General features: G+C 36.0%; 6 protein-coding genes and 2 pseudogenes. 2 read left to right on the top strand and 6 right to left on the bottom strand.

Annotated features, from left to right (window positions below):
• Positions 1-81: 81 nt before the first annotated feature.
• Positions 82-999 carry a LysR family transcriptional regulator gene (locus AOLE_RS09160; protein ID WP_013197789.1) on the top strand — a complete coding sequence of 306 codons (918 nt, stop codon included), beginning with the start codon at positions 82-84 and terminating at the stop codon, positions 997-999.
• A gap of 67 nt (positions 1,000-1,066) precedes the next feature.
• Here the strand turns inward: AOLE_RS09160 and AOLE_RS09155 are convergent, their stop codons facing one another.
• The 4 genes and pseudogenes from AOLE_RS09155 to AOLE_RS20900 form a co-directional block, all read right to left on the bottom strand.
• Positions 1,067-1,546 (bottom strand): SMI1/KNR4 family protein, encoded by a 480-nt coding sequence (locus AOLE_RS09155; RefSeq protein WP_035331563.1) that lies wholly within the window; start codon positions 1,544-1,546, stop codon positions 1,067-1,069.
• On the bottom strand, positions 1,546-7,995 hold the full coding sequence (locus AOLE_RS09150; protein WP_013197787.1) for a two-partner secretion domain-containing protein: 6,450 nt from the start codon (positions 7,993-7,995) through the stop codon (positions 1,546-1,548). Before AOLE_RS09150 ends, AOLE_RS09155 begins: the two co-directional genes overlap by 1 nt.
• 24 nt (positions 7,996-8,019) lie before the next feature.
• Positions 8,020-9,759, bottom strand: a complete 1,740-nt coding sequence (locus AOLE_RS09145) for a ShlB/FhaC/HecB family hemolysin secretion/activation protein (RefSeq protein WP_013197786.1) — start codon at positions 9,757-9,759, stop codon at positions 8,020-8,022.
• A 407-nt stretch (positions 9,760-10,166) separates the two neighbouring features.
• Positions 10,167-12,320, bottom strand: a pseudogene (locus tag AOLE_RS20900) (calcium-binding protein); the annotation flags it as partial.
• A 341-nt stretch (positions 12,321-12,661) separates the two neighbouring features.
• On the opposite strand from AOLE_RS20900, the pseudogene AOLE_RS20895 reads away from it, so the two are divergent.
• Positions 12,662-12,733, top strand: a pseudogene (locus AOLE_RS20895) (hypothetical protein); the annotation flags it as partial.
• Here the strand turns inward: AOLE_RS20895 and AOLE_RS09135 are convergent.
• Positions 12,730-12,918 carry a type II toxin-antitoxin system Phd/YefM family antitoxin gene (locus tag AOLE_RS09135; RefSeq protein WP_013197784.1) on the bottom strand — a complete coding sequence of 63 codons (189 nt, stop codon included), beginning with the start codon at positions 12,916-12,918 and terminating at the stop codon, positions 12,730-12,732. The pseudogene AOLE_RS20895 and the gene AOLE_RS09135 sit on opposite strands and share 4 nt — an antisense overlap.
• Positions 12,919-12,979: 61 nt before the next feature.
• On the bottom strand, positions 12,980-14,248 hold the full coding sequence (locus AOLE_RS09130; RefSeq protein WP_013197783.1) for a DcaP family trimeric outer membrane transporter: 1,269 nt from the start codon (positions 14,246-14,248) through the stop codon (positions 12,980-12,982).
• Positions 14,249-14,305 lie beyond the last annotated feature (57 nt).

Raw genomic sequence — 14,305 nt, 5'->3', positions numbered from 1 at the left:
GCTATTTTTTGAGTGTACATAGCACTATAGTTTTGATAAATTCAAATTATCTTGAGTTTAGATTTAAAAAAACAAAACTAAATGAAACCTAAAAAATTAAATCAAGTCACTGATTTTGATATTAAATTACTTAAAATATTTAAAACGGTTTGTGACTGTCACAGCTTTACGTCTGCCGAAAGTATTCTTGGTATTAGTCGTTCTGCAATTAGTTTGCATATGAGTGATTTAGAAAACCGTCTAGGCATTCGGTTATGCCAACGTGGCCGCGCAGGGTTTGCATTGACTGATGAAGGTCGTGAAATTTTAGAATATATAGAAGTGCTCACCGCCTCTATCGAAGACTTTCGCTCTAAAGTCAATCAAATGCACAACCGTCTAAAGGGCGAATTTAATATAGGTATTATTAATAACCTCGTGACCATGCCAAGTGGCTACATTACCAATACGCTGGCACAACTCGCCGAAGAACATTCTGAAGTAATCATTAACATTAGCATGAGTACGCTTTCAGATATTGAGTGTCGTGTGCTAGATAACCGTTTACATGCGGGAGCAATTCCCCTTGTGACTCCGCTGTCTGGCCTAGACTATTTTAACTTATATAGCGAAAGTTCATTTTTATATTGCGGTAAAAACCATCCCTTGTTTGGCAAATGTAGCAAGATGGATTTAGATGAATTAAAAGAATGGCAAGCTGTACTTCCCAATTATGCAATTACACCTGAAGCAGCAAAGTTGCATCAGCTTTTAGACTGTAAAGCGACAGCAAGTGACCGTGAAGGAATTGCATTTCTGATTTTAACAGGAAAATTCTTAGGTTTTTTACCCGACCACTATGCAAAAAAATGGGTTGAAGATGGTTTTATGCAAGCTGTTTCAAAAGAAAAAATGCATTACAGCACACCCATTTGTTTAATTACTCATAAAGGCAAAAACCACAATATTATTTTAAAAACTTTTATGGAGATGCTTGAGAAGCGGATTATTGGAAGTTAAAAAAAGAGACCAACTAATGGCCTCTTTTTATAGTCAATTTACTGTAAATAAATTATATATTTAGAGATTAGTACTCAATAAATTCATGTAAAGAATTTATAAAGTGTACAAAGTTATCTGCTAGATATAGAACCTTTCTTTTACCTTCATTTTTTCCAGAATCATAGAAGTCATCATGTAAAACAAGTACGATTTTTGGTTGATCTTTGATCCAAGGAAGTCTGTAATCAAAACAAATAAAATTTCCACCAGGTGTCGCTCCAAATCCTATGAGCTTTCCCTCATAATCATCATCACCTTCAGGAAATTGCATCCCCTCTATACGTGGCTCATGCAAATATCCTCCTAATTCAACTGTACTGATATTCAGCTCCCCATCAGTATCTACATAGTCGAAGTCAGAAATTTCAGGATAAAGCCCATCATGTTTAGAAATAAGTTCAATGTATTCTGGTGGAAAAGTCACACCTAAACTCAACGCAAAACTCTCAATAACTTCTTTATCGATTGTACCATTTGGGTATTGATCACCAATATCTTGCATCATCATTTAATAATTACCCCTTTTTTTAATGAATCTTGGCCAATATGCTTAACTGCATCATGTACAACTTCTGGTAATAACTGCATGTTATTTGGTCCGGATTGAGCGTTATGATGCCAAGTATAACCCTTTATTTTACTAGCCCCAGCTTGTATTTGCTTTAGCTGCTCACTTGTAAATTGACTTGAGTTGATTTGACCTTTCTGTATAGCTTCCCATAGTGATAAGCTTGCATACTTAAATTGTGTAGATTCCGTCTTATGTGTAGTAATTGGTGTCGTAAATTTAGCAATATCATCAAAAATAGGTAAACCTCTACTATCATAAGGAATATTGGCCATTTTAGTAGTTTTCACACCTGCAGGACTAACATCTATATAAGTTACTTGAGCCGCTTTATTCATTTTGGTACCGTCACCAATTAAATTAACCGACCAGTTATTCCCTGATTTATCCACACCTTTAATATTATTAATTGTTTGTCGTGCACCAGGTTTAAAAGTTGTAGATGTTACTGTTTTTCCTTTAGCCATTTGCTCAGTAATATCTTTGCCAACTTGTGGTACATAAATACGGTATCCTGTACCCGCACTTGAAATAATGGCATCAACTTCACTACCATCTTTTAAAATTAAAGTAATTACTTTTTTGCCTGAGTTTACCCATTTAGCTATAGGGAAAACCGTTATACCAGCAACAAAATAATCAGTTTTAGTTTCAGCATCTCTAAATGCTTTTATATTCCCCCAAATAGGAGTTACATCTTCAAGTGTTTCAAAAATAATTTCAGAAACTTTACTTTGTACTAAAGCATTGCGTAATGCGGGTTGCATTTCATATTTTTTAGTTAAAAACTCTTTACAGCCACTAGAACCATAGGCGAATCCAGCATCTGTACAGCTCCTTTTAGCACCTTCCAGTTTAACTTTAGCACTCACGAATGCATTATTCTCAATGACTGTTTCTGCTGCATTTGCAGCAGTATTAACATCATATCCAGCATATGCAGAGATTATTCCTGATAACAACTTTCCATAATTTTTAATTTCTAACTCATTAATAGGAGTTTGATTATTTAAATTATCATTAACCATAGCCTCTGCAAGAATTTCGCCAACTCCAGCACCAATTGCGCCCGCCTCACATTGTTTTTGTACACTGCCTATAGCACAACCTGCTGCGATATGAATAATTTTATGAAGTACCTTATCAAAAAGATCAGGATTATCTTTTAATAAAGGGGAAAAGTTTTCTCCTATTCCTTGTGCTACTTCAGCATGTAGAGCATTGGTTAATCCTGATAAGATAATAGCATTTAAATTATCAGATAGGTTATTACCTTGAATGCTACTACTAATAATATTAGAACCAACACCTTGTATGAAATTATTAGTCAGTCTCTCTAGCCGAGGCATATCATTTAATTTAATATTTAAAGTGGTGCCTACTTGGCTCATTAGTCCAGCAGTAACTACAGATGCTGCTAAATTCTTAATAGAATCTTTACTTCCTAAATCTTTTAGTGTTTTACCAATATCTCCGCCGTTATTAATCAAACCAATACTTGCTTGAGCTGCCAGACTGGTAATTGCGGCATTTGCCATGGCACCTAGAGCTGATGGAACGATTGCTCCAGCTGCAGTTGTAGTAACGCCAGCAGCACCGAGCATGCTTGCGCCAAGTCCAACAGTAGTACCGCTTGCAGCAGCTCCTCCTGCTGCACCAGCCGCCGCCGCCGTACCTGAACCCATCGTAACAATTGTTACAATGATGACAATAATTGCTGCCCCAGCACCTGTTAAACCTTGTGATTTATAGTCCCAATCTTTTTGGGTTAATAAAACTGTTTGCCAATCAACATCTTTTCGGTTAACTAATTCTTTGAGATATGCATTACCTGGCTGATTAGCCAGTTTTAGAATTTCATCCCGCAACTCAACTTTATTAGCGTCTTTTTCACTAATTGGAACTTGTACACTTAAACCACCAGCGGCTTTAAAAGTAGGTAAGACTGGACCGTTAAAACTTGGTAATTGAGCAGTTTCAGTAATTGAGCCTTTATCTTGCATTGACTGCCAAACAACACTATTACTCTCTTTTTTTAGAGTTTCTGTAACAGTAGTCGAGGCTCCCTCCAAAGTAATAGTCCCGCCCGCTTGGATTTCTGCTCCTTCTAGATAGTTGAATACAGTTCCTGTTAAACGAGTATCAAATCCAGACTTGGTTCCGATATAATCGGCATTTAATTCTGCAGGTAATTCTGATTTCACATTCCGCGTATTCGTGGTATGTGACTTATTCAGTTTGACACCAAGAAATGAACTTTTTTTACTGATATCTGTTGTATTCAGTGATACATCATCAGCAGTTAAAAAGTTTAGATCACCACCTGCCTGAATATTAATTTTTCCATCAATCGCGGTTAGTTGACTTGAATACATATCAATACTAGTACGATTCTGACCACTCATAGCAGGCGTATTCTTTGCTTGACTCTTAATATTAATATTTTTTGCATCAATATCGACGGATAAGCCACCACTTTTCTCATCAGTCTGCGTTGTGGTAATCGTTTTCTTTTTGCCATACCATTTACTTTTGGTCTCAGTCTTCTGAGATTTATTAAAACTATTATTAATTGCAACATCAAAAATTATATTTTTATAAGCTTCAATATCTACATCATTTTCTGAGGTAATTGCCACGCCTTGTAAAATTAAATTATCTGTACTCTGCTTGCCTGTAGCTTTTATAGAAACACCTTTAGTTCCATTAATAGTTGTAGGACTTACTGGACTAAACCAACGATAATCATTATCAGAAGGACTTCCTTGCTCATATGAGTCTTGGTTAGCGTCAATAATAATACTGCCTTTAATAACACCTTTTTTTACACTGTTTTCAGTAGGGTTATTGTATTTTCCTTGAATATTATATCCCTCACCATCTAAGGTTCCAGCAGCTTCAAAATTGACCTTTCCATCTTTCGCATCAATTGATGAACCACTTATACTTAAACCTTTATTAGATACGAGCTGGATGTTGCCTGTGTTGCTGATAATTTTTGAACCAGAGTGTACTTCTCCATTTACGTAACCTACGTTAAATAGTTTTATCATTTCTGAATAAAAATCTTTTTGGTCTCTTAGCGGACCATATTTTGAAACGTATTCTGGGAATTCCTTAGTCGTCTTTTGAAGAGCTTTTTGAAGCTCTCTCTCCATTTCAGGGCTTCCTTCTATTAATTCTCCCGAACTAATTCTTGCATAGACTTTAAGAGCCTCTTTCATAAAGAATGCAATTATGGCCTCATAGTCACTCGACTTTTGTAATATTTTTATCTCTTCATCTAGCTTTGTTATTTTTGCCTTATATTCATCAGTATGTTGATTAGTAATTGTATTTCTAACTCCATCAACCACCAAGTCACCATTTGTCGAGACGATCTTAATATCTTTTTGTGCTGTTAACTGTGAACCTTGAACATCAACTTTAGCACCTTCTAAATTGATACCGCCATTTGCTGTATCCAACTTAATAACTTGTTCTGATCCATTACCAGTTGTTCCTCCATAGCCTTTTAAAGTTAAAGTACCGGTTTTAGAAACAAGTTCAATATCACCCACTGCTTTTAAACTATAAACTTTTGGATCAATCGTTAAGTTAGAATTGGTTTGAATTGTTAAATCACCATTCAGGCTATTTAACTTTGTATCATTCTTGAGTAAATCACTTCCGACCGCATTTAAGTTCAATCCAGTCTGGCCTGCAATAAAACCACCCGCCTCTAATAAAACCGCTCCACCTGTTAAATTTGTATTTTGTAATACTTGGTTTCCTGTAGCCGTTACAGAGGTCACACCCTTAGATGTTAAGTTAGTGACTTTATCCGCAATCCATTTGGTCGCTGGCGTATACTCAGCATTGCTATAAACCGTACGACCAGAGCTTACCGCCAGATGCTGGTCTGATGTAGCATTCACACCCTGTAAAGTCAGTAAATCTTTTGCATAGAGTTCGGTATTACCTTTTGATGTTAATACACTGTCGATAATTGTGCTCATACCTGCTCTACTATTGATCGCAAGTTTACCAACCGTAGAGCTGAGGTCTGTATTTTGGATTTTAATATCAGATTTACTATTTTCTATCGAAACAGTTTGTCCCTTTAGAACATTATTTACCGTTTTAAATCGGCCCGTATCCCCAGTAACAACTACATCATTATTAACTTTTAGATTGATTCCATTATTACTCGAAACTAATATATCGCCCTGACTCGCATTAACTTGTACTGATTGCAAGTTAACGGTGCCATCACCAATCGAGCCAAGCGTTACGCCTCTTAAACCACTAATAACCGTCTGATCAGTTGTTAATTCATCTTTATCAGCTGAAGGCATCGCCTTGGTTGTCTGGGTCGAGTTTAAATTTATATTTTTATTAGCAAGTATAGAAATCTTTCCAGCCGAAGATGTGGCCTTTAAGCTATTTGCAGTAACTCCACCAGCAAGTGCGGTTAGATTAATATCACCTTGAGCCTTGAGTGCCTGACTTAAAACAAGATCAGCAATTTCGGAACTCACATCAATATTTTTTTGTGACGTCAGTGCACTATTGAGTGTTATTTGATTGGCATGGAGTTGGATACTGTCTTTATTGGAAATTTCTTTTGCTGTAACGGTTAAATTATTGGCTGCATCAAGTTGAACCATACCTGTAATAAGGGGAAGTGCCTTGTCAGCATTATTCCAGACCAGATCACGTCCACTATAGGCTTTAATGTTTTTAACTCTGGTTGCAGCATTTTCAAGTGAAAATCCAAGATTCTTTAGATTCAGATCTCCTGAACTATACAGGTTTAGATCTTTACCCGCATAAATCGTTCCGCCTTGAAGATCAATCAAGTTTTGGGTATTAGCCGAATTTGCTTGTAGATTGATTGAACCTAATGATGCCTGTATATGGTTCTCTGTAAGTGATAACTTACCGTTACTTAAAACATTTAAATCTTTGGCAGCAATCAGTTTTGCGCCTTTTGCTGCAACCAAGTCTTTTTGTACTTGTATGGTTGCTGTACCACGGTTACTTTTGAGTTCTGATCCAGCGGCAAGATTGATATTCGCTGCATCAATATAGACATCTCCACCTTGTGAGTCATCCATAATGCGGGTATCAGCAGCCAGATTGATATTACCTTTGGCATTAACGATTAAAGGTGATGAAGCCAGGCTACCGACATTAATAAGAATTTCTTTAGCATTTACATTCAGATTATTACCTGAATCGATATTTAGCATGCTATTACTGTTAATACTGCCTGATGAGTTGATATCGGCAGCTGCATCAGTACCCGTTGTTTGTATGTTCACTAAACCTTGGGTTTTACTGGTCGAACTGATTGTGCCACTGTGTTCAATTTTTCCGGCACTGGTAATCACCAGATTATTTACTGCCTGAATAGTCCCTGCGTTAGTCACGCCCAAACCTTTTTCAGTTCCCATCAAGTAAATATTATTGGCATACATCCCACCCAGCGCTTTAACATCTACCGCCAATGTCGGTGCGGTTCCAGTACCAGTTTTAGCAGTAACATCCTGTAAATCTGCACTGACATTATTCGCCCCGGCAATGACCTGAATATCATTTTTAGCACGTAGTTCAGCACTAAGTTCTAATGCACGCGCATAGAGGTCTACATAATTTGCATCGTTATTATTTCCACCTAGTCCAAATTTAGAATTAGGGTTTGCTGAAACCGTAATTTTTCCTTGGTCAACCGTAAACTGCTTGATACTACCATCAGCATTTAACTGAGGTTTACCTGTGGTGAAAATTGCCTTGTTGGCATTAATAAAGCCACCACCTTTAATACTAATACCAGATGGGTTGGCAATAATCACATCTGCCATTTGCCCTGCAACTTCCAAGTTCCCTTCAAAGCGTGAAGCCGCTGATGAATTTACTTCATTTAAAATAACTCGTGCTTCACCTGTAGCTAAAAACGGGTTGGCTGCAACGTTTCCTACCGTTTGTGTCGTAGCCCCTTGGCGGCTGTTATTCAGGACGGCACCTTCAGCCAGTACATCAAACTGTTTATAAATATTATGAGATATCCCATTTTTGGGAGTTTGAATATTAACGACAGGAACAACTGTACCAGCCGAGTTCTTACCAGCACCAATCACTGCTCTATTCGCAGCATTTGCTGCACTATCCGCCACAATACCCGCATAGACAGGTGCTAAAGGCATCCACAAACTTATACTGGCAACCAATGCTTTCACTTGCCAGAGTTGATGAAATGCCTGAGATTCAGTGTTATTAATATTGCTCTGGGTACTTGCTTCACTTTGGCCTGATGCCTTGGTTTGGCTTCGTACATTTTCGGCCACCGCCACAAACATTTGACGTGCTTTGCTATAAATAATGCGATAACTATTCTTGTTCATGAATTAAGTCTTTTCTAAAGTAAATTAATAAGAAAGGTTGATACTAAAACCGGTAACCCAGTCTTTTTTTATGCTGTCAGGTGCAATTAGCCCTCGACCTGTAAAGGCATCCAGATAAAAACTATTTTGATAGGTGCGTAGCCCTAAAACACTCCCGAGTAAATAACGCTGACCCGGTATGCTATTACGCCCATTAACCCAGCCCTGATCGACCGCCATGTAAAACTGGGTATTTGGAATTGGTGCATTCAAGCTAATTTCTTGCTGTACATACTGCCCGTTATCTCCGGAAAGCATGAGCTCACCATCAAAACCACGCACGCTATAGCGACCACCAATATAAAAGCGGTCATTCGGTACTAAAATTTTTGGTGCATATTGTCCACGCCAGTTAAGGCGATATTGAGCTGGTTTTTCGAGCAAAAGGAATGGTGTGCTAAAACGCAGATCGGCACTTAAAAGTGGCGCACGGGAGTAACCTTCAACAGGAAGATGTTTCCCCTCAATATTGGTAATATTTTCTTCTGGTGCAGTTCGGGCACCTACCCCCATCCCACGACGGTAATCGATGCTGCCGTCTAATACTGCATTTCCTAAATATTGACGATGCTGAAACCCTAAATTCCAGCCTGAGGTTCTACGGTGTAAGACATTAATCTCAACATCATCAATAAAACTTTGGCTTTCCTTATGATAAAGTTTTCCATACAGACTAGTTTTATGCTGCCCGCTACGGCTAATCACACGAGACAAATTCAGGTTGGCTTGTTGGCTGTTACCATGGTAAAGCAGTGGACCATTCGCACCTAAGACTGTTTGCTTATATTGATAGTCATTGTAGCTAAGACCTAAATCATAATAACCAACAGGCAATTGATAACTAATAAAGTAACTTCGGTTTAAGTCTTCATGAAAGTCATCTAATGAGTGACTCACGTTTAACGATAAAATATCATTTAAATGAAATGGGTTATTGACGCCTAACCCGATGTTTCCCATATAGGTACCAGTATCCTGATTACCCGAATCATCTACACTTAAATTAAAATTAACTTTTTGTAGTGGCTGAAGTTTAAGTATTAAATCGCTATAGCCCGTTAATTCTTTATCTTGACTATTTGCAGGGGCAATTTGCATATCTACCGCATAGACACGTTTGAGATTTTCCAACCCCTGATCGAGCCTTTTTAGATTTACAATGTCACCTGCTTTAAATGGCAAGCCTGTCTTAAGCTGTAATGAGGAAATTTTCCCTTCCTGAATTATGATTTTATTCAGGCGACCGATTTGCACACTCAGGTTTAAATTACCCTGATTTAAGTCTTGCGGACTCACGACAATTTGACTGGTAATAAAACCCTTTTTTAAAAGTTCGTTTTGGGCATAGTTCACGATGTTATGTAAACTTTGGGTTCCAATACATTTACCCAAAACATTCTGTGGGTGTTTTTTTATAGCTTTAACCACAAAGTTAAATTGCTGTAGTTCAGACTCTGACTGGTCATTTAAAGGGACAAGACTAATTTGTTTAACCGCCACACATGGACTCTCTTCAACAACCAGATGCTTAAAGTCCTGTAATGGCTTGGTGTTTTGGTAAGGAGTTTGCTGGGCAAGCTGGTCTTGTATTTGCTGGTTAAGCTCTTTTAAACGTTGATCTTGAAGCACCTGACTGGGTAAAGAAACATCTTCAATCGCATAGACATATTGATGAAAACCCGCAAAAAGAATAAGGGAAGTAGTTATAAAATTTCTAGTTAACATCTCATATACAGAATTGTACGTATAAGAACTTTATTTTACACAAAAAAACACATTATTCAATTTTTCTTTATATTTGAATAATATGAAATTTATCATAATTAAGCAATCTTCTTCTATTTAAGCCATATCCATTAGAATTGGTGAAGATCTTGTTGGTATTTGGATAATCTTACATAGAAAAATTTCTATAACATTGTTAATCTTTACTACAATATAAATTATATTTAAAATCAATTACTTTAATTAATTTCTTACAAACGATCTAAAAACCTCTAGCTTTTATTTAATTCATTTGAATATAAAGCTAAATTACCAAAAACTTTTATGGAGATGCTTGAGAAGCGGATCGTGGGGGGTTAAAAAAGAGACTGATTAATAGTCTCTTTTTTAGTCTATTATTAAACAACTTAATGAATAAAGGTATTTAAAGCGATTAAGTTCTCTAAAGTATCATGCTTACCAGTAAGCAAAATTAGTTCTTGTGAATGATACGTAGATTGACTAGACCCATCTCTATCAACTGAAATAATGAGCCCCGCCTCAGTATCTTTTACAGAAATATAATCTTGAAGATTCCCATTTTCATTTATAAGCAATTGAGACAAATCAACTTTATCATTCTCTACGAGATTAAAATCAGTCCACTCACTTTTAACATTTCCACCTAAATTATCTGTGTTATCGAGAATATTAAAAACCACTGTATCTGCACCATCTCCTAGAATATAAGAGTAAGTTTGATTTGCTATGTTTGTCTCGATTACATCGTTACCAGTTGTGCCAAATACAGGTTCGGCAATATGTTGTTCAATTTGAGCTTTATTCCAAACAGTTCCATCATCAAATACAATGGAGGACAATTGTCCCTCACCAAAACGTATTGTTGATGCTGAATCATTGAATGATATTATGATTAGTGAATCGGATTGCTTAAGTAAAATATCACTAGAAAGCACTGATTTTAACTGAAGAGTATTTTCTTCAGCTGCATTATCTAAAATATGAATATAGCTTGATGAAGTAAATAATGCTTTATCTACAATATAAGTATCATCACCTGTCTGACCTAGTAAAGCTGTATATGCATTTGAATTACCACCATAAACCAACGTATCATTACCAGCCCCACCATATAGATAGTCCGAACCTGTATTAGAAATTAAAGTATCGTCTCCATCACCACCATATAAATAATCATTCTGTACACCACCTTGAATCGTATCATTGCCTCCCAAACCATAAATAGTTGAAATCTCAGCATCTGCTTGTAAAGCATCTGCCTCATCAGTACCTAATAATTTACCAATAGTATTCGCTTCAATTTGAGCTTTATCCCAAACAGTTCCGTCATCAAATACAATAGAAGATAAATTATCCTTACCAAAACGTATTGTTGATGCTGAATCATTGAATGATATTATGATTAATGAATCGGATTGCTTAAGTAAGATATCACTAGAAAGCACTGATTTTAACTGAAGAGTATTTTCTTCAGCTGCATTATCTAAAATATGAATATAGCTTGATGAAGTGAGTAATACTTTATCTATGATATAAGTATCATTACCCGCCTGACCTAGTAAAGCCGTATATGCATTTGAATTACCACCGTAAACCAACGTATCATTACCTGCACCACCATATAGATAGTCCGTACCTGTATTAGAAATTAGTGTGTCATTCCCATCACCACCATACAGATAATCATTCTGTACACCACCTTGAATCGTATCATTGCCTCCCAAACCATAAATAGTTGAAATCTCAGCATCTGCTTGTAAAGCATCTGCCTCATCAGTACCTAATAATTTACCAATAGTATTCGCTTCAATTTGAGCTTTATCCCAAACAGTTCCATCGTCAAATACAATAGAAGATAATTGTCCCTCACCAAAACGTATTGTTGATGCTGAATCATTGAATGATATTATGATTAATGAATCGGACTGCCTAAGTGAAATATCACCAGAGGACACTGATTTTAACTGAAGAGTATTTTCTTCAGCTGCATTATCTAAAATATGAATATAGCTGGATGAAGTAAGTAATACTTTATCTATGATATAAGTATCATTACCCGCCTGACCTAGTAAAGCCGTATACGCATTTGAATTACCACCATAAATCAACGTGTCATTACCCGCCCCAGCATATAGATAGTCCGAGCCTGTATTAGAAATTAAAGTATCGTTTCCATCACCACCATATAGATAGTCATTTCCTGTAGATCCTTTAACAATTTGATTAGAAGTAGTATCTGTTGGTTTATAAGTCCCTGATGCAGTATTAATTATAGTAATCAGTGGTTGAGAAATATTTCCAGCTTGATCTGTAGTAGTTACTCGGAATTCGGTATTCAACCAATCAAATTTTTCTTCAAGATTTATTTGAACCCAAGTGTTATCAACTTTCTGTTCAACAATGTAACTATCACTGGGTGCATTAAAAATAATTTTATCTGTGCTTACATCATAACTAAACAAATTAGTTAATATAGGTGTTATAGCATCAAGTGTATTTAATAGAATCATGCTTTCAATCTCTTTAGTATCTGTAATATTTAGCTTTATTAAGTCATCATCTTGGTAAGAAATATTGTCTATTTTCAACTGCAGTAGCTTTTAAAATCTTCATTTAAGTAAATCCTCTGTGGAAGAGTTTTTAGCCAACTTTAGTAAAAGTAAATATATTCTTCATTTTTGTAAAACCTGTTTGTAGCGCAAAAAAATTTACCACAAAAAATAATAAAATCTATAAAAATTCATAATAATAATTTTATTAATCGATATAATTTACCTTACCAAGACTATAGTCAGTAAGCACACTAATTTGATCTTAATTTTAATAATTTCTAAAATCACACTAGCTTTCATAGCTTAAAAAAAGTAAATGGCGATAGAAGAAAGGCAAAAACCACAATATTATTTTAAAAACTTTTATGGAGATGCTTGAGAAGCGGATCGTGGGGAGTTAAAAATCTTTGTTTTTTAATTTATTAAGCTCAAACATCGCATTTTTATATTCAAGATATGCCTTTTCACTGATTAGAACTACAGAGTCTTTCTCTTTTAGTGTAATTTTTACGGCGTAACCTAACAGCACTCTTTCCATGACTTTTGAAAATTGTGATCTTGCATTCGCATAATTAATTTGTTCCACAATATTAGTCCTAATCAGATAAAAGAAAGCCACTTTCGATATTAAAGTGGCTGTGATTACATTAAAAATTGTATCGACCTAATAAGTTGATTCGAGATAATTTTCCTTCTAAATCTGAAAAAGTTTCTCTCTTACCATAGGTGTATTCAACACCAAGATCGATTTTCTCTACAGGCGTCCAAAATAAATTGACGCTTGCATTGATTAGCCTTTTATTTTGATCAGGATTATTTTCTGAAAAATTTGAATCTTTATAGACAAGGCTACCAGCGGACAAAGAAGAACGTAAATTTTCATTCCATTTACGCATATACCCTAACTCAACAGAATCAAATTCACTTAAATACATCCGATTTTGATCAAAGTAGAAAGCATCATTATCTTTTGAATAAAGCATGTAACGGTTATCGCCAGCGATGTGATAGTAATTAAACACAACTGAGTCATTTTCAGAAAGCTTATACTTTGTGCCTAATCCAGCACCCCAAGCAAGTTTAGTTTGCTCTTCATTCGAGTCAGAAACTGCTCGATTTTCATGAAGCATGCCATGCAATTGAACCAAAAAATCTGGATTCTTAAATTCATATCGCATGGTTAATGCAGGAAAACGGCTGCCGCCTTCTACATTTTTATTTTCAACATCACCGCCTTCCAAAGCGACTAATAATTTTTGTTTGGCATCAACAACGTGCTGATAACGGATTTGGATATTACGCTGAGTTCCTGTACCCATCGCGCCTGTAAAATCAACCAAACTTGGAGCTGTATCACTATTCACAAAAGGTGAAGTGGTTTGACCAATCAACCAATTTCCTAGTGAAATATACGCATGTCTAACCCGAACCGAACCATTACCGTTATCTCCGCCACTTCCCATGAAATCGGCTTCTAGCTTTCCAATCAAATCTCCTTTTGAGGTCGGTTTGACAATATCAACACCTACACGGGAAGTCGCAGCAGAAACATTTAATGATTTACTGGTTGAGTTTGAATTGTCTAATGGTATTGACCCTGTTTTATTCGCAATTGAACGCGTTGAGCCTTCAAAATCATATGCGGCATCAACCCGTATATTTCCATAAAATTTAATTTTAGTTTGGTCAGCTGTAATAGGCGTTTCGGTGTTTGATGTTTTGTTTCGAATCAAATCAGGTGCTTTATTCAATCCATTATTTTTATTTAAATTTTGCTGCTCCATCAAGTAATCTATTTGTGCTTGTAATTTACTTATTTTTTCATTTAGCGCTGAGTTATCTTCGCTTTCAGCTTGGGCTTGCTGCAATGTAATACTCATTAATAACGATAAATAAATAATCCCTTTATATTTCATGTCCTTTTCCTTTAGACGAAATTATCTAGACCAAATTGAAATTTCCTATTTTTCAAT

The organism is Acinetobacter oleivorans DR1, assembly GCF_000196795.1.
Classification (GTDB): domain Bacteria; phylum Pseudomonadota; class Gammaproteobacteria; order Pseudomonadales; family Moraxellaceae; genus Acinetobacter; species Acinetobacter oleivorans.
Note: the sequence above shows the minus strand (reverse complement) of the source record. Positions and strands in the feature narration are given on the sequence as shown.

Coding starts and splice junctions, on each gene's coding strand:
- AOLE_RS09155 (WP_035331563.1), bottom strand. CDS start 1,546: ATGATGCAAGATATTGGTGATCAATACCCAAATGGTACAATCGATAAA.
- AOLE_RS09160 (WP_013197789.1), top strand. CDS start 82: ATGAAACCTAAAAAATTAAATCAAGTCACTGATTTTGATATTAAATTA.
- AOLE_RS09145 (WP_013197786.1), bottom strand. CDS start 9,759: ATGTTAACTAGAAATTTTATAACTACTTCCCTTATTCTTTTTGCGGGT.
- AOLE_RS09130 (WP_013197783.1), bottom strand. CDS start 14,248: ATGAAATATAAAGGGATTATTTATTTATCGTTATTAATGAGTATTACA.
- AOLE_RS09150 (WP_013197787.1), bottom strand. CDS start 7,995: ATGAACAAGAATAGTTATCGCATTATTTATAGCAAAGCACGTCAAATG.